General features: G+C 74.0%; 13 protein-coding genes. 2 read left to right on the forward strand and 11 right to left on the reverse strand.

Going from position 1 to position 17,362, the window contains the following annotated elements:
• From VT52_RS39245 to VT52_RS34005, 3 genes are all read right to left on the reverse strand, one after another.
• A partial coding sequence (locus tag VT52_RS39245; protein WP_240510003.1) for an ABC transporter ATP-binding protein occupies positions 1-1,575 on the reverse strand: 1,575 nt, incomplete at its 3' end.
• A 145-nt stretch (positions 1,576-1,720) separates the two neighbouring features.
• Positions 1,721-2,479, reverse strand: a complete 759-nt coding sequence (locus tag VT52_RS34000) for an NUDIX hydrolase (RefSeq protein ID WP_046426249.1) — start codon at positions 2,477-2,479, stop codon at positions 1,721-1,723.
• Positions 2,480-2,586: 107 nt separating this feature from the next.
• Positions 2,587-4,038 carry a DUF4192 domain-containing protein gene (locus VT52_RS34005; RefSeq protein WP_046426248.1) on the reverse strand — a complete coding sequence of 484 codons (1,452 nt, stop codon included), beginning with the start codon at positions 4,036-4,038 and terminating at the stop codon, positions 2,587-2,589.
• 133 nt (positions 4,039-4,171) lie between these two features.
• On the opposite strand from VT52_RS34005, the gene VT52_RS34010 reads away from it, so the two are divergent.
• Both VT52_RS34010 and VT52_RS34015 read left to right on the forward strand, forming a co-directional pair.
• Positions 4,172-6,352, forward strand: a complete 2,181-nt coding sequence (locus VT52_RS34010; protein ID WP_046426246.1) for a RecQ family ATP-dependent DNA helicase — start codon at positions 4,172-4,174, stop codon at positions 6,350-6,352.
• Between the two features lie 459 nt (positions 6,353-6,811).
• Entirely contained in the window at positions 6,812-7,426 is a 615-nt protein-coding gene (locus tag VT52_RS34015) for a hypothetical protein (protein WP_046426244.1), read from the forward strand.
• A gap of 324 nt (positions 7,427-7,750) precedes the next feature.
• On the opposite strand, the gene VT52_RS34020 is transcribed toward VT52_RS34015, so the two are convergent.
• The 8 genes from VT52_RS34020 to VT52_RS34055 all read right to left on the reverse strand — a co-directional run bounded on the left by VT52_RS34020 (position 7,751) and on the right by VT52_RS34055 (position 17,243).
• Entirely contained in the window at positions 7,751-8,374 is a 624-nt protein-coding gene (locus tag VT52_RS34020) for a hypothetical protein (RefSeq protein WP_079175457.1), read from the reverse strand.
• Between the two features lie 69 nt (positions 8,375-8,443).
• A complete protein-coding gene (locus VT52_RS34025; protein WP_046426240.1) occupies positions 8,444-9,145 on the reverse strand; it encodes a ribonuclease HII in 702 nt (233 codons plus the stop codon).
• Between the two features lie 313 nt (positions 9,146-9,458).
• Positions 9,459-10,076, reverse strand: a complete 618-nt coding sequence (locus VT52_RS34030; protein ID WP_046426238.1) for a pyridoxamine 5'-phosphate oxidase family protein — start codon at positions 10,074-10,076, stop codon at positions 9,459-9,461.
• 46 nt (positions 10,077-10,122) lie between these two features.
• A complete protein-coding gene (locus VT52_RS34035) occupies positions 10,123-11,103 on the reverse strand; it encodes a quinone oxidoreductase family protein (protein ID WP_046426236.1) in 981 nt (326 codons plus the stop codon).
• A 228-nt stretch (positions 11,104-11,331) separates the two neighbouring features.
• Positions 11,332-12,771, reverse strand: coding sequence for an MFS transporter (locus VT52_RS34040; protein WP_053055669.1), 1,440 nt, complete (start codon positions 12,769-12,771; stop codon positions 11,332-11,334).
• 245 nt (positions 12,772-13,016) lie between these two features.
• Positions 13,017-13,583, reverse strand: a complete 567-nt coding sequence (locus VT52_RS34045) for a TetR/AcrR family transcriptional regulator (RefSeq protein ID WP_046426234.1) — start codon at positions 13,581-13,583, stop codon at positions 13,017-13,019.
• A 170-nt stretch (positions 13,584-13,753) separates the two neighbouring features.
• On the reverse strand, positions 13,754-15,265 hold the full coding sequence (locus VT52_RS34050) for a class I adenylate-forming enzyme family protein (protein WP_046426231.1): 1,512 nt from the start codon (positions 15,263-15,265) through the stop codon (positions 13,754-13,756).
• Between the two features lie 25 nt (positions 15,266-15,290).
• Entirely contained in the window at positions 15,291-17,243 is a 1,953-nt protein-coding gene (locus VT52_RS34055) for an FAD/NAD(P)-binding protein (RefSeq protein WP_046426229.1), read from the reverse strand.
• Positions 17,244-17,362 lie beyond the last annotated feature (119 nt).

Genomic DNA, 17,362 nt, shown 5'->3' on the forward strand with positions numbered 1-17,362 from the left:
CTCCCGGGGCCATGCCGCGAACAGCCGCTCCCGCGGGGTGTGGCCGATCCCGGCCAGCGCCACGGCGGTCAGCACGGACAGCACGAGCACCGCGCCGCAGACCAGGAACCCGGTGCCGACGCCCGTGGCCCGCCGGATCTCGTAGCGCAGGGGGCGCAGGGGGGTGGGAGCGGGGCGGACGGAGACGGGGGGCGGGAGGGGGGAGCCGTCGAGGGAGCGGGTGCCCTCGTCGTCTCTGCCGGTCCGGGCTCCGAAGCCCACCGACCAGGGCTGACGGGCGAACGGTCCCCCGGCTCCGGGCAGCAGGGCACGGAGAGCGGAGATGCCGGTGGCGGCGACACGGGTCGGGATGACGCGCGTGTGGATGAGGCGTGCCGGGCCGGCTTCCGGCTTTCCGGGGCGGCGGGCGGCGGTCCCGGCATCGACGGCCACCCGCGGCTCGGCCCGGCGCGGAGCCCCGGTGCGCTCGGTCGGCGTGGTCGCGGCCGGGACGGCCGAGGGGGCCGGGACCCCCGGGGAGCCGGGCCGGGGCGGCCGCCGCGTGGAAGAGGCCGAGGCGGTGTGTTCCGCGCCCGTCGTGGCGGGCGGGTCCGGGGCGGAGAAGCCGAACACGGCCTTCGCGCGCTCCGGTGGCGTACGACCGCCGGCCGGGCCTCCCGGGGTCGGCGCGCGCTCGGGCAGTGCTCCGGCGGCGGAGCCGGGCCCCATGTCGCCCAGTTCGTCGGCGAGTTCGTGGACGAGGATGCCGTGCCGGAAGGCCGTCTCGCCGATGACCGCGGTCGTGGTGCCGTACACGGAGAGGCGGTTGCCGCCCTCGCGTACGACCTCGACGGAACGGCGGCCGGTGCGGGCCTCCTTGGTGAGCGCGGCCGCGAGGCGTACGGCGTACGGGCTGCGCACGGCCACGCGCGGGCGCAGCCGGGTGCGGGCGAACTCCCCGGCCTCCTGGTCGGCGACGAGCCTGCCGGCGTCGAGCGTGACGACCCGGTCGGCGATGCGGGCGGCCTCTCTCGGGTCGCCCGTGGTGGTCAGCACCGTGCCGCCCTGATCGGCGTGGGCGCGCAGCATGCCGTGCAGCCATTGCGCCTCCCCGGGGGAGAGCCCGCGGACGGGATCGTCCAGGACCAGCGTGTGCGGGTCGGGCAGCAGGGCACAGGCCAGGCCGAGCCTGCGGTCCATACCGCGCGAGAGGGTGCCGAGCCGTTCCTCGCGGAAGCTGACGAGGCCGACGGCTTCGAGGACCTCGTCGGCGCGGCGCACCGGGACGCCCGACGCCGCGCACAGCATGCGCAGATGCCCGCGGACCGAGCGTGCCGGATGCCCCGGTACGTCGCCGAGCAGCACGCCGACCTCGCGAGCCGGATGGGCGATCCGGTACAGGGGCCGCCCTCTGAAGTAGGTGATGCCGCGCCCGGACCGCAGGGCGAGCATCAGCCTCAGGGCCGTGGTCTTGCCCGCGCCGGCGGCCCCCAGGAGCACGGTGATCCGGCCGGCGCGCGCCTCGAAGGAGACATCGTCGACGGCGGGCGGCCGCGCCTTGCGGGAGGTGCTGGTCAGACCGAAGGCTTGGATCACCTGCAGCAAGATAGCGTGCGGTGTCCGGTTTTTTGGTGTATGGGGCGCTTTGTCGCTCAGTGCCACGCTCTCGCGCCGGTTCCTGTCCACCGTTCGACGCAACGGTGACCCGCCCCCCGGCCGGGCCGGCCCCGGCGCGTGCCGGTCAGACCTCGGGGCGCAGCATCGGCGGGTTGAGCAGCGTGGCGCCACCGGCCCTGAAGAGCTGGGCGGGGCGGCCGCCCTGGCGCGTGGTCGTGCCTCCCGTCGGAACGAGGAACCCGGGGGTCCCGGTGACCTTGCGGTGGAAGTTACGCGGGTCGAGGGCCACCCCCCACACCGCTTCGTACACCCGGCGCAGCTCGCCGACGGTGAACTCGGGCGGGCAGAACGCGGTGGCCAGCGACGAGTACTCGATCTTGGAGCGGGCCCGCTCCACTCCGTCGGCGAGGATCCGGGCGTGGTCGAAGGCCAGCGGTGCGACGGGCTCGCCGTCGCGGCCGTGACCGCCTTGCTGGAGCAGTTCCTCGACCGGGGCCCAGCGCGCGTTGCTGGCGTCACCGCCCGCGCGGGGTGCGGGCAGATCGGGGGCGAGCGCGAGGTGCGCGACACTGACCACACGCATCCGCGGGTCCCGTTCGGGGTCGCCGTAGGTGGCGAGTTGCTCCAGGTGTGCTCCGTTGTCCTGGGCGGGGGACGAGGGGTCGTGCGCGCGCAGCCCGGTCTCCTCGGCCAGTTCGCGCGCCGCCGCCTGGTTCAGGTCCTCGTCGGCCCGTACGAAGCCACCGGGCAGCGCCCACCGCCCCTTGAAGGGCGACTCACCCCGGCGTACCGCCAACGCGCACAGCGAATGACGGCGAACGGTCAGCACGACCAGGTCCACGGTGACGGCGAAGGGCGGAAAGGCTGACGGGTCGTAGGGCATGCCGCGATCATAGTCGTCTTCCTGACGATAAACACGCCCTTCGCCGGTTGCCCCGCTGGTGCTTCCGCTTCGTCGCGTTATGCGAGGCGAGCGGGCTCCTGAGCGGTTCAGTTCGTGGTCTCCCCCGTCCCCTTGCTGTGCGTACGCGTGGCCGCCGGGGGCCGGGTGCCCGCGCGCGGAGCCCGGCCGCCGGTGGGACCGGGGCCCGTCGGCCCGCGCCGCCGGCCGGGCGCGCGGGCGACGCGGGGGCCGTCCCCGGCGGCGGCGAGCGCGGACCGCAGCCGGCGGCGGCGCCGCAGGCGCGCGGCCTGATCCGGTTCGCCGGCGGGTGCCGGGGCCTCCATGGCTTCCGCGGCCCCCGACGGGCCCGCCTCCTTTGGGGCCTCCGGAGCCTCCGCCGCGGACGCCGGACCGTCTTCCGGCGATGCCGCGCCCGGCGTCGCCGCGGCCCGTCCCGCCCGCAGGCACCGGCGGATCGACTCCACGTCCAGGCCCTCGTTGCACGCCTGGTGCAGAAGGCGGGCGAAGAGGTAGTCCGGGTCGGCGCCCAGCGCCATGGCGAGGGCCTCGCGGGCTTCGAGTTCGTCGCCCGTGGACCAGGCGACCCAGCCGGCCAGGGTCAGCGGAGGGGCGGCGTGCTCGGCGTACGGTCCGACGCAGCGGCGGGCGAGGGCTCGCCAGAGCCGGAGCGCCGGGGCCGCCTCCTCGCCCTCCATCCAGGCGGCGGCGCGGTCGCGGGTCTCTCGGTCCTGGAGGCCGAGGATCAGCCGCGCCGCCTCGTCGTGCCCGATCAGACCGTCGTCGCGCAGGTCGGCCGGAAGGGTGCCCGCGACCGGGGGCGCCGAGGCGAGGCGGTGGATGACGCGCTCGGCAAGGACGACGGTCTCCTCTGCCACCTCGGCGCGGCCCGCCTCGTCGAGGATCCGGGTCACCAGCGCCGGACCGCCCGCGTCGAGCGCGGCCTCCTGTTCCCGTGCCGCGGCGGCCTCCCAGGGCTGGAGCCGGGCACGCAGCTCCTTGAGCGTGCCCCGTACCTGGATGCCGGCGTAGGTGGCCGCGGCGGCGAGTACGGAGGTGCCGGGCAGGCCCATCGGCGTACCGTCCTCGGGGCAGCACTCCCCGGCGGGGCAGCAGTACGACCAGTAGCGGCCGTCGGAGATGCACAGGGCCTCGATGACCGGCACGTCGAGGTCGCCGCACTGGATGCGCAGCAGATGGGCGAGGCGGGCGAGACGGCGTTTGACGTCCCGGCCGCGCTCCCCCGGAAAGGGTTCCTGGCAGACGTAGGCCACCAGCTGTTCGGGTTTGGCGCCCCGCCGCTCACTGGCGGTCACCAGGCCGCGGGCCAGCTGCCGGGCGGCTTCCTCCCAGTCCTCCTCGTGCGTGGGGATGCCGAGCCGGGCCCGGCCGCCGAACCTGCCCTTGCCCCCGCTGTCGTGCAGGGCGACCAGGACCATGCTGTCCTCCGGCCGGTAGCCCAGCAGATAGGGCAGGGCGTCGGCCAGTTCGGCCGCGGTGCGCAGGGTGACCTGTGCGGTGGTTTCGCCGTGATTCGTCATGCGCCGACGATCTCGCGGATCCCGCGAACCCGCTCGAACCTGTGGATAAGTCGAATCAGGGACACGACAAGCCGTCGAGGGTTGTCCACAGATCCGCCTCCGGCCCGCCCGTCCGCCGGTCCCGTCCTGTTGTATGGAACGCATGGAGCACGAGCACACGAGCAACGCGGATCTCCGGGCCGGGGCGGACGCCGTCCTCGCCCGGCTCGTCGGGGACACCACGGGCGCCGCCCGGCTGCGCGAGGACCAGTGGCGGGCGATCGAGGCACTGGTCGCCGACCGGCGCCGGGCGCTGGTCGTGCAGCGCACGGGATGGGGCAAGTCCGCGGTGTACTTCGTGGCGACCTCGCTGCTGCGGGCCCGGGGCAGCGGACCGACGGTGATCGTCTCGCCGCTGCTCGCGCTCATGCGCAACCAGGTGGAGGCGGCGGCCCGCGCCGGTATCCACGCCCGGACCATCAACTCCTCGAACACCGAGGAGTGGGAGGACGTGCAGGTCGCGATCGCCGCCGGCGAGGTCGACGTCCTGCTCGTCTCGCCCGAGCGGCTCAACAACCCCGACTTCCGCGACCAGGTCCTGCCCAAGCTGTCCGCGGCGACCGGCCTGCTGGTGGTGGACGAGGCGCACTGCATCTCGGACTGGGGCCACGACTTCCGCCCCGACTACCGGCGGCTGCGCACCATGCTCGCCGACCTCCCGCCCGGCGTGCCCGTGCTGGCCACGACCGCGACGGCCAACGCCCGGGTGACCGCCGACGTCGCCGAGCAACTGGGCACCGGTGGCGGCTCCGACGCGCTGGTGCTGCGCGGCCCGCTGGACCGGGAGAGCCTGAGCCTGGGGGTGCTCAGGCTCCCGGACGCGGCGCACCGGATGGCCTGGCTCGCCGACCGTCTCGACGATCTGCCGGGTTCCGGCATCGTCTACACCCTCACTGTCGCCGCCGCCGAGGAGGTCACCGCGTTCCTGCGGCAGCGGGGCCACACCGTCGCCTCGTACACGGGCAGGACGGAGAACGCGGACCGGCAGCAGGCGGAGGAGGATCTGCTGGCCAACCGGGTCAAGGCGCTGGTCGCGACCTCAGCGCTCGGCATGGGCTTCGACAAGCCCGATCTCGGCTTCGTGGTCCATCTCGGCTCGCCCTCCTCCCCCATCGCCTACTACCAGCAGGTGGGCCGGGCCGGCCGCGGCGTGGAACACGCGGAGGTGCTGCTGCTGCCGGGCCGGGAGGACGAGGCGATCTGGGAGTACTTCGCCTCGCTCGCCTTCCCCTCCGAGGAACTGGTGCGGCGCACCCTGGACGTCCTCGCCCGCGCGAACGGGCCGCTGTCCCTGCCCGCGCTGGAGCCCCTGGTCGAGCTGCGCCGCTCCCGGCTGGAGACCATGCTCAAGGTCCTCGACGTGGACGGCGCGGTGCGCCGGGTCAAGGGCGGCTGGCTCGCGACCGGGCAGCCGTGGTCGTACGACGCCGAGCGGTACGCGTGGGTGGCGCGGCAGCGGGCGGCCGAGCAGCAGGCGATGCGCGCCTACGCGGGCACCACCGAGTGCCGGATGGAGTTCCTGCAACGGCAGCTGGACGACGAGGGGGCCAAGCCCTGCGGCCGCTGCGACAACTGCGCGGGGCCGCGTTTCACGGCCGACGCCTCCTCGGCGGCGCTCGACGCGGCACGCAGCGATCTGGGCCGCGCGGGGGTGGAGGTGGAGCCCCGGCGGATGTGGCCGACCGGGCTCGGGGCCATCGGGATCGGTCTCAAGGGTCGTATTCCGGCCGGGGAGCAGGCGGCGCCGGGGCGGGCGCTCGGACGGCTCTCGGACATCGGCTGGGGCAATCGGCTCCGCCCGCTGTTCGCGCCGCGGACGCCGGACGGACCGGTGCCGGACGACGTGGCCCGCGCCGTGATCGAGGTGCTGGCCGACTGGGCCAAGGGGCCCGGCGGCTGGGCACCCGGGGTCGAGGGCGCCCAGGAGAGGCCGGCGGGGGTGGTCACCGTCGCCTCGCGCAGCCGCCCGCGGCTCGTCCACTCCCTGGGCGCGCGGATCGCGGAGACCGGGCGGCTGCCGCTGCTGGGGTCCGTGACGTACGACGAGGACGCGCCCCGGGTGTCGCGGAGCAACAGCGCGCAGCGGCTCAAGGCGCTCGACGGCGCGTTGGCGGTGCCGCCCGCCCTCTCGACGGCACTGGCCGAGGCGAACGGCCCGGTGCTGCTGGTCGACGACTTCACGGAGACCGGCTGGACCCTCGCGGTCGCGGCGCGTCTGCTCCGCCGCGCGGGTGCGAGGGGGGTGCTGCCGCTGGTCCTCGCGGTGCAGGGCTGACGGGGGTGAGGGGGCTTCCGGCTCGATGGCACCCGGCGGGAGGTCACGGGAGTTCGGCCCGGAAGCCAGAGCCTGTCCGGCCGGGAAGGGCGGAGGATGTCCGGCCGGGAAAACGGGGGCGGCTCACAGGCCCGGCGGTGGCCGCGCGAAAACCAGGCGGAGCCGGTCCGAAATCCAGACGGTGGCGGCACGAAGGTCGGGCCGGTTCCGGGGTATCCGGTCCGGAGACGCACGGGCGCCCATGCGTCATCCGTCCGAGCCCTGGGTAGGGATATAAGCCACGCACCGCCCGATACCCGGCGGCGGCCCCAATTGCTCGTTGCCGCATCCCAGTTCGACAGGAAGAATTGAGATCCGCTCCCGCATGGTCGGTCCGTGATCCGGTTGGGCTTCGCTGCGGTGCGCGGTCCCCGAATCCGACCTCGCCCGCTGTGTGGGCGCGTAGCCGAAGGGAGGAACGTGACCTTCGGATTCGCCTCGTCCTCGGCGGCCTCGTTGTCGTCGTCCACCGCTTCCGCCAGCCGGGTGCTGGAGCCGGCGGAGTGGGCCGCCGCGAGTATCCCGCTGCTGCGCAACCCCCGTGAGGTCGTCAGCGGACTGCACGCCCGGCATCATCCGCGGCCGTCCACGGCGATCGTGGCCGTCCTCGATCCGGACGAACGGCTGTGCGCCAGCGCCTCGTTCACCCGCCGGGCCGCCCCGGCCGACGGCTGGATGTTCCGCAACGCCCTGCTGTCCCAGCTGCGCCGGGTCATACCGCACGACCTGCGCCGCCGCACCCCGGTGCGTACCGCCGTCCTGCTCTACTGCCGTGAGGGCGACACGCGTTGGACCGAGGAGGACGGCGCCTGGATGTGGGGGCTGCGCGACGCCTGCACCCTGCACGGGCTGCGGTGCGGGGCGTACATCACGCTGACCCACGACGGCTGGCAGGTGCTGGGCGAGGGACGCGGTGGCCGCCGTCCGCACGCGCACTCGGCGCCGGAGCCGCTCGCCACGGCGGACGCGCCGCCGCCCGTACCGCGCACCGGCGGTCCGGTCTCCGAGGTCCTGCGCCGCGCGGCGGCCCGCTGAAGGACCACGCGTGACCTGTGGAGCGGGCAGGCACAAGCACGGACCTGACCTGCTCGGGCGTCGCGGACCCGTTCGGGCACGGGGGTCGGCCGAGGCGGTCACGGGACCCGCCGGCCGGCCCGGCCGGGCACCGACGCGAGGCGTCCTGGGCCTGCCAGGCACCTCCCCCGGGGTGTCCCGGGGTCGTCGAGGCACCGAGGGAGGCACGACCGTCCCGCGGCAGAAGCCGCCGGCGCCGAGGCACCGACCGACCGGCACGCCGAAGGGCGCACCGTGCGGTGCCCCCTCGGACGGTTGCCGGCTCCGGGAAGCCCGGCGCGTGGGTCAGACGGCGGTGCCGAGGACCGAGTTGATCTGCTGCGGGTCGCCGCAGACGATCAGCAGGGCTCCGGCGCGGGTGTGGGCCAGCGAGAGGACGTCGGCGGAGACGGTGCCCCCGTTGACGGCCACCACGACCACCGGGCGGGAACCGGCGCGGGAGGCGATGGCGGCGTCCGTGTAGAAGACGTCGTCGCCCGCGTCGTGCTGCGCCCAGTAGGCGGTTTCGCCGAACGACAGCTCGTGTTCGGCCCATGGGTGCTGGGCACCCGTGGTGATCACCAGCACGTCGCCGGGGGCGCGGCCCGAGTCCAGCAGCAGGTCGACGGCCTCCTCGGCGGCGTCGATCGCACCCTCGGCCGAGGCCGGGATCAGCTGGAACTGCGGGCTCGCGGCCGCGGCGGGAACGGCCGGGGCGGAGGGACCGGGCTTGGCCGGAGCCACGTCACGCGGCGTGCGCTGCACCGGCGGCGTAGGCCGCTGAGGGCCGGGACGACCGGGGCGGGACGGCGCCGCGGGACGGGGTCCGGGTACGGGGCGAGGGGTCGGCGCGGTGCGGCCGCTGGCCGGCGTGACGCGGGGACCCTGGGCACTCTCGTGAATCTGAGGCTCCTCGGGAATGAGAGGCATGAGCTGATTTTTATCAAACGTTGAGATGGCGCTGATGAACGGGGTGGCACATCAGTGCGATCGGAACCGTCAGAAGTCGAAGCCGAGCTGACCCTCGATTTCCGGAACGCTTCCGTCCGCCCAGTTGCGGACCTTCTTGAGATGCCGCCACTGGGGCAGCGCATCAAGATACGCCCACGACAAACGGTGGTGCGGGGTGGGGCCCCGCTCTTCCAGTGCGGCCTTGTGCACGGGCGACGGGTACCCGGCGTTGTCCGCAAACCCGAAGTCTGCATGCTCGACAGCCAGTTCGGCCATCATTTTGTCGCGCTGAACCTTGGCGATCACCGAGGCCGCCGCGACGGCGACGCACGAGCGATCGCCCTTGATCACCGTACGCACCTGCCACGGGGCGCCGAGGTAGTCGTGCTTCCCGTCGAGGATCACGGCGTCGGGGCGGACCGGCAGGGCGTCCAGGGCACGGACCGCGGCGAGCCGCAGCGCGGCCGTCATCCCCATGCCGTCGATCTCCTCGGGGGAAGCATGCCCCAGCGCGTAGGCCGTCACCCACGCCCGCAGGATCTCGTCCAGGACGGTGCGCCGCTTGACGGTCAGCAGCTTGGAGTCGGTCAGGCCCGCGGGAGGTCGACGCAGTCCGGTGATCGCCGCGCAGACGGTGACGGGACCGGCCCAGGCGCCCCGCCCCACCTCGTCGACACCGGCGACGACCTTCGCTCCGGTCGTGGCACGCAGGGAGCGCTCGACGGTGTGAGTGGGAGGTTCGTACGGCATGGCGCCCTTAGATTACGCCGCCCGGGGCACCGGCCGACACCCCGGTCGCCCTCAGGGCGGCGGGAGTGCCGGCCGGGCGGTCGCCGTACCGGAACGCGGGTCATCGTTTTTGCGAACGCACATCCATCGGCAAGGTCGGCAGTCGATCACGGGGCCGTACGGGAGAAGGACCCCCGGTCGCTTCCGGGCGACCCCAACCTCTGGAATTTTAAGAGGGATTACCCAGGAGATAACGCCCCCGTCGGTACCCGGCCACCACCCGCTCCACGCCCGCCCAGCACTCGCACCCTTGCATATAGATCGCACTCGCGAATCACAGGGTGTCCTTCGAGTCGAGTGCCTGGTTCACCTCCCGCAGTCTCGTGATCTCGTCCCTGACCGGTTGCAGCACCTCGTCCAGTTCCGCGCGGCTGAAGCGCGGCGTGATGTGCTTGGGGCAGTTCCAGCTGAGGCCCTCGACTGTGATGGTGACCAGCCGTTCCAGGCGGCCGTCGGTGCGCGGCCGGGCGAGGCGTTCGGCGAGTTCGGGCGCCTCGTCGGCGTCGTGCCAGCGCGCTCGGCCGAAGAGCTTCAGCCGGGCCCGGTACGCGTAGTCCATCAGGAACAGGGCGACCTTGTCGTTGTGCCGCAGGTTGCCCGTGGTGATGAACTGCCGGTTGCCGCCGACGTCGGCGAACGCGATCGTGTGCTCGTCCAGGACGTGGAGGAAGCCGGGCGGGCCCCCGCGGTGCTGGATGTAGGGCCAGCCGGTGTCGCTGACGGTGGCCAGGTAGAAGCTGTCGCGTTCGGCGATGAACTGCTGCTCCACCGGCCCCAGCGGGTCGGGCTCGTCGGGTCCGTCCAGTTGCCGCAGCATGGCGTGGGCGCTGCCGTTGCGTTCCTGGACGCCCCGGACCGTGTCGGTGTAGGCGATGCGGGCGAAGCGGGTCATGGGCGTGCCTCCGTTGCCTTCGGCCTCCGTCCGGCCTGCGGGCGGCTCAGTGCCCCGGCTGGAGGAGGAGTTTGCCGGTGGTGGTGCCGGACTGGAGGTCGGCGTGGGCCGCGGCGGCCCGGTCGAAGCCGTACCGGCCGCCGATCACGGTCTTCAGCACGCCCTCGCGCAGCCAGCGGAAGACGTCGTCGGCGCGTGCGGTCAGCTCGTCGGGGTCGGTGGCGTGGTCGACGAGGGTGGGACGGGTGAGGAACAGCGAGCCGCGGGGCGCGAGGGACTGCGGGTCGAACGGCGGCACGGGCCCCGAGGCGGCGCCGACCAGGACGAACATGCCGCGCGGCCGCAGGGCGGCGAGCCCCGCCTCGAAGGTGTCCTTGCCGATGCCGTCGTAGACGACGTCCGCGCCCCTGCCGCCGGTGTGGTCGAGGACCCGCCGGCTCAGCTCGCCGGGATCGCCGCCGCGGACGATGACGTGGTGGGCGCCGGCCGCCTCGGCCGCGACCACCTTGCCGGGGGCGGAGACGGTGCCGATGACGCGGGCGCCGCGGCGGACCAGCAGTCGTACCAGATGCTGTCCGAGGCCGCCGGCCGCCGAGTGGACGAGCGCGGTCTCGCCCTCGGCCGCCCGGTAGGTGGAGGTCGTCAGATAGTGGGCGGTCAGGCCCTGGAGCATGCTCGCGGCGGCGTCGGTGTCCGAGACGTCGTCGGGGACGCGGACCGCGGCGCGGGCCGGGACCGCGACGAGTTCGGCGTAGGAGGCGGGGGCCGCGCACCAGGCGACACGGTCGCCGGGGCGGAAGCCGGTGACGCCGGTGCCGGTGGCGAGGACGGTGCCGGCGCCCTCGCTGCCCGGGACGAAGGGGGCGCGCGGCGCGGCGCGGCCCTCGCGTTCGTAGAGGTCCTTGTAGTTGATCCCGGCGGCGGCGAGGCGGACCAGCAGGCCGCCGGGGCCGGGGCGCGGGTCGGGGTGGTCGGTCTCGGTGAGGACCTCGGGGCCGCCGTGCCGCTCGGCCACTACTGCGCGCATGGGAACGCTCCTTGCTGAGTACGCGGGACGGGGTGTGCCCGGTCCGCCGGACGGGGTGTGACCGCTCCGCCGGACGGCGCGCGCCGGTGTGCGGAGCCGGACGCGATCGGTGTGCGGGGCCGGAAGTGGTCGGTGGGCCGGGCCGGGTGTGATCGGTGTACGGGCAGCGGGGCGGGGCCGTGCCGTCGGGTGTCCCGTCCGGCACGGCCCCGCTGGGCCGGGGGCGGGTCAGGCGGTCTCCTTGCGCGGCACGTAGCGGACGCTGAGGACGATGATGGCGAAGAAGCAGACCGCCACCAGGACGACACTCAGGCGCATGCCGAACAGGGCGTCGTGCATACCGATCAGGGAGCCGAGCAGCGCCACGCCCATCGCCATGCCGACCTGGCGCGCGGTGTTGAGGACGCCGGAGCCGAGTCCGGCGTAGGCCGGGTCGATGGCCAGCAGCGCGGCGGCGTTCAGGCTCGGCGAGAACACCCCGCAGCCGAGGCCGGTCAGACCGGTGCCGATGGCGAACAGCGGCCAGGTGCTCTGGCCGGTGACGCCGAGCAGCAGGGCGCTGCCGATGAAGGAGGACAGCGCGCCGGTCCACAGCAGGAACCGGGGACCGCGGTGCACGAGGCGGCGGTTGAGGACGATGGTGCCGAAGACCCAGGCGATGCCGAAGGGCAGGAAGTACAGGCCGGTCTTCTCGGCGCTGAGGCCCCACTGCTGCTGGAGGTAGATGGCGAGCATGAACTGGAGCCCGTAGCCGCCGAACTGGAAGGCGAAGCCGTTGGTGATGGAGGCGGAGAAGGCGGAGCGGCGGAAGACGGCGAGCGGCAGCATCGGGTGCTGGGAGCGGGACTCGACGGCCACGAAGGCGACGGCGGTGAGGACCGCGACGGCCAGCAGGAGCAGCGGGACCGGGGCGAGCCAGCCCAGCGAGCCGCCCTCGATGAGGTAGGCGACGATCGCGGAGAGGGCGACGATGCCGGCCAGCTGGCCGGGCAGGTCGGCGGCGCGGGCCTCGCGCCGGGGGGTCTCGCTCGCGTAGCGCTGGGCGAGGTAGAGGGTGACCAGGCCGACGGGCACGTTGATGAGGAAGATCGAGCGCCAGCCGAGCAGTTCGGTCAGGGCGCCGCCGCCGAGCGGACCGGCGACGAGGGCGAGTCCGCCGGTGGCGCCCCAGACGGTGATGGCCTTGGCGCGTTCGAGCGGGTCGGGGTAGGTGCGGGCGATGATGGCCAGGGTGGTGGGCAGCAGGCCACCGGCCGCGATGCCCTGGAGGAACCGGGCCACCACCAGGACGGTCAGGTCGGGGCTGACGGCGCACAGCAGGGACGCGGCGGTGAACGCGGCCAGCGAGGAGACGAACAGCCGGCGCGCGCCCCAGCGGTCGCTGATGCTGCCCGCCGTGAGCAGGATGCTGGCCAACGGGATGGTGTAGATGGTGACGACCCACTGGAGGCCGGCCATCGAGCCGTGGACGTCGCGTTCGATGGCGGGCAGGGCGATGTTCAGCGCGCTGCCGTCCAGCAGGATCATGAAGAAGCCCAGGCAGACGGCGGCGAGGGCGAGAGCGGTGTGACGCGCGCCACGCGCCGGGGCGGCGGCCGGCGGGGCGGGCGTGGGCGCGGCTATCGGCTGCCGCGCCGTGCTCGTCGGCGAGTCGGGGACGGTGGTCATGAGGTGGTCCTTCTTTCGGTCGCGGTGCGGAGGCGGGTCCGGCGAGCGGAAGGGCGCGACGGCCGGAGCCGGCGCCACGCGGGCGGGCCGGCACGCCGGCCCGAGAGGGCGCCACGTGTGGTGCGAGCGGTCGTGAACGGCGCTGTACCGGAGCGGACGGTGCGGCGGTCGGAGGCGGCGCCGCGCGAACGGGACGGGTGCGACGGTCGGATGTGCCGTCGCCGAGGGGCGACGGGTCGTGCGGTTCAGGCTCTGACCCGCTCCAAGGCGCTCTTCGCGGCCTCGGTGGCCTGACGGAAGGCGGCCTGGTCCTGCTGGGCGCGGGCGAGGACGTAACCGCCCTGGACGGTGGCGATGACGAGCGAGGCCATGGCCTCCGGGTCGGTGTCGGCGCGCAGTTCGCCGGTGCGCACGCCCTCGGCGAGCACGCCGGCGACGCGCTGCCGCAGCCAGCCGAAGAACTCCGCGACGGGGGCGCGCAGTTGTTCGTCGGCGACGACGTCGGGGTCCTGGACGAGCCGGCCGACGCGGCAGCCGGCGAGCGGATTGCGTTCCATGTCGAGATAGGCGCCGATACGTTCCAGCGCCGTCGCACCACCGCCGAGCGCGGTCTCCGTGGCGAGGCGCAGCTGCTCCGCGGAGTGCCGGATGGCGGTGACGGCCAGGTCGGCCTTGCCGGAGAAGTGGTGGTACATGCTCCCCTGTCCGGTGCGGGAGCGCTTCTGGATCATCGCCGGGCTGGTCGCCGCGTAGCCGCGCTCCCACAGCAGCTCGGCGGCAGCCTCGACGAGGTGTTCCTTCGTCGGCTTCATGCGTTTCACTGTACATACCAGTAGGTACAGATCGCAAGGGCGGAGCCCCTGCCGATGACGACCGGCAGGGGCTCGGGAGGTGGGACGGGGAGGGACGCGGCAGGGGGTTCGGCACGAGGGGGCGGCTCAGGGGTACGGCGGGAGGGGTACGACGCCGTACGGCGGCCGGTTCAGGCCGCGCCGGCCCGCACGCCCACCTCCTCCCGCAGCACCAGCAGCGCGACCTTGCCCGCGCTGTTGTAGGGAATCCGCTCCACCTCGGTGACCCTCGCCGGGCGCGCGTGCCGGCCGAGGACCTCGCCGGCCCGGGCCAGGGCGCGCTGCCGCAGCTCGGGAGCCAGGCCGGGCCGCAGAACCACCACCGCGACCGCTCCGGCGTCCGCGCCGTCCAGGCCCGAGGTGACGCACACGTCGCGCACCGCCGGGTCCTCCTTGATGACGCCCTCGACCCGGACGACGTCGAGGCCCGGCTCGGAGCGGGCGGTGACGTAGAGCAGGCCGTCGTCGCCGAGATAGCCGTAGTCGCTGGTCAGGACGTGCCGGCGGCCGGCGATCTCGACGGTGTCCAGCGGGCGGTGCACATACTCGTCCAGGGCGAACGCGCTGTCGATCGCGAGCAGCCCCACCCGGCCGACGGGCAGCTCGGTGAGGGTGGCCGGGTCCAGCGCGCGCACCGTGATGCCCGGCATGAAACGGCCCGCGGCGTACGGCGCCGCCGCCAGGTCGGCCGGGTCGGCGAGGGTGTTGATGCCCGTCTCGGTGGTCGCGTAGTACGCGTACAGCAGGTCGCCGAGGCGTTCCCGGGTCTGGCCGATGGTGCGCGGGCTGATGTGCCGGCCGCCGGTGAGCAGGAAGCGCAGTGCCGTCAGGTCGGCGTCCCGGTGCGTGGTGGTCGCGGCCTCCAGCACCCGGTCGAGGAACGGCGGTACGAGGAACGCGCCGGTCAGCCGCTCCTCGGCCAGCACCTCCACCGCCGCCTCGGGGTCCGGCGGGCCGAGGCGCACAGCGGCGCCGAGAGCCAGCGCGGCGCCGGCCCACACATGCCCGGAGGCGAAGGCGAGCGGCGAGGTGATGAGGAAGGAGTCACCGGGGCCGAAGTCGAACCGGTCGCGCAGGAAGGCGATCCGCTGGTTCTCGGTGCGCTTGCGCCGGACGAACAGCTTCGGGGTGCCCGTCGTACCGCTGGTGAACCCCAGGGCGCTGAACGGAGGCCGGACCCACGGGGCCGGCTGGTGCTCGCCCTCGGCGGCGGCCAGATAGTGCGTGACCCTGGTGTCGAAGGCGGGGAACGCCACCAGGTCGAGCAGGACGGCGCGGTCGCCCCAGCGCGGCCAGAAGTCCTCCGGCAGACTGGGCAGCGAGCTGTCCAGCACGATGAACGTGGGTTCCACGGCGGCCAGTTGCGCGGCGATGGTGGCGCCGTCGCGCTCCGGGTCGACGCCCACCCAGGGGATGCCGAGCGAGGTCAGCGCGGCGGTCGCCACCACGACGCGGACGCTGTTGCCCGCCACCACCATCGCCCGGTTGGGCTCGTCGGCGTCCAGCGAGCGGGTCAGCCAGGCCCGTACCTCCTCCACCCGGTCGGCCAGTTCGGTCCAGGTCAGCGCCTCTTCGCCGTCGCTGACCGCCACACGGTGCGGCGCGGCCGCGGCGTGCTGCCGTAGAGCATCGAGCGTGATCATTGCCGTCTCCTCGTCGGTTGGGGGCTCAGCCGGCCAGCGGAACGGTCGTGCCGCGGCTCTCTTCGGTGCCGAGCCGGGCGAGCCGCGCCATGCCCTGGCGCAGGCAGGATCGGGCGATCGAGTCGCCCTGGAGCAGGGTGCGGGAGTTGACGTGCGGGCGGGCGCCGATGGCGGTGACCCACTGCACCGACTCCACCGGGGGTCCGTAGCTGAAGCGGGCCGGGTGCGGGGTGCCGTCACCGCGCACCACCTGGAACGTCGACTCGGTGACATCGAGGCCGCCGGTCTCGTACCCCGCGCCCTCGGCGTCCGGGATGACGTGCGCCCGGCACTCCCCCGCCGCGCGCAGCGAGGCGAGCAGCGGATCGGTGGCCCGGCGGACGTCGGTGAGCGGAAGGTGCGCCTCCACCAGGGCGTGGGCCCGTACCTCGATGCCGGGCACCTCCGGGGAGGAGGCGCGGAAGTCCCCGTCCCCGGTGCTCACCCGCATCCGCGGGCCGAGCGGTTCGACCACCCCGGCCCGCACCAGCGCGAGCAGTTGCGCGACCCGGGTGGCGGGCGGTCCGCTGGCCGCGTAGTTGTTCAGGCCGCTGAACCAGCGGTCGATGTGGTCGCGGTACGACGTCCCGCTGATCCCCTGGTGCGAGATGACCGCCCGCACCTCCTCGCGCAGGTCGCGCATCACCGCGGCGGCGGCCTTCACCGCGCTGCGCTCCGGGCCGAGCCGGGAGTGGCGCAGGTCCTCGGCGAGCTGCCCGGTGATCCAGTCGCGGAACGCCGCCTGGCCGGCGAAGCCGAGCCCGTCCGCCGGGCGGTCCAGGCGCTGCCAGTCGAACCGCAGCTCCGGGTCGGGCACCAGCTCCTCGATCAGCCGCTCCAGCCGCGGGCTGCCCCAGGTCAGGGCCGGGAACTCGGCCACCAGCCGGGCGTGCGCCCCGGGCGCGGTGTCCTTGAGCAGCGCCCGGTAGTACACCCAGGCGACCTCCTTGGCCACCAGCGGGAACAGGTCGCGCCGGAAGTCGGTGCGCCCGGTGCCGGCGCCCAGGCGCAGCTCGGCTATCTCGGTGGCCGTGATGAAGTCCGGCTTGTAGCGGGGCACGACCTCCTGTTTGATCTCCGCCCTGGCCCGGTACGGCATCCCGCGCCCGGAGCCCGCGTACATCACCGGTTCCTGGCCGCTGGGCAGATAGCGCAGGGTGTCCCCGTCGGTGACGAAGTGGCCGCCGCGGCCCTCGCTGAGCAGGATCATGTAGTCGTAGAAGTTCAGGCCGAGACCGCGCACGATGACCGGCTCGCCCGCCCGCACCCAGGACAGATCGGCCTCGGCGGGGCTGTCGGGAGCCACGTAGTGCAGACCGTGCCGGGCCGCGAAGTCGACGAGCTCCTGTTCCCGGGTCGTGGGCGCCACGTCGTAGTGGCCCTGTGCGAGCACCACCGCGTCGACGCGCAGCGGCAGGTCCTCGCCCTCCAGCCGCACTTCCTGGAGTCCGTCCGCGGACTCGGTGACGGAGACCGCCCGCGTCCGGTGGACGCTGACGGACACCTCGGCCGGCGCCCGGTCGACGATGTGCCAAAACGCCCAGCCCAGGTACTCGCCCTGGAAGGCGCGGGAGGCGTACGACCACGCCTCCATCTGCGCGGCCTCGGCCTTCGCCTCGTCGCTGACGTCGGTCACCCGGCCGTCCGCGACCATCCGGGCCCACTGGTACTGGGTGGGGCCGGGGGTCAGCGGTCCGTCGCAGGTCACGGTCGGGTCCGTGAAGACCGTGACGTCGCCGGCGACGGTGTTCATCAGCAGCTCGCGCGGCTGGTCGAACTTCCACACCCGGCCGCCGCCGGCGGGGTACGGATCGACGACGTGGACGTGCACGTCCTGGCCGGGGCTCAGCGACGGCACGTTGGCGCAGATGCGTTCCAGTGCGACGGTGCCCCGGGGGCCCGCGCCGACGATGCAGATGTCGATGGTGCGAGTGGACATTCCGGTCTCCCTGCGAAGTGTGGTGCGGTGTGGGCTAGTTGAGGACGGTCCAGGTGTCGGTGCCGGTGAGCAGCGCGCCCAGGTCGCCCTTGCCTTTCAGCTCGATCGCGGTGTCCAGC

Source organism: Streptomyces malaysiense, from assembly GCF_000980885.2.
Lineage (GTDB): Bacteria > Actinomycetota > Actinomycetes > Streptomycetales > Streptomycetaceae > Streptomyces > Streptomyces malaysiense.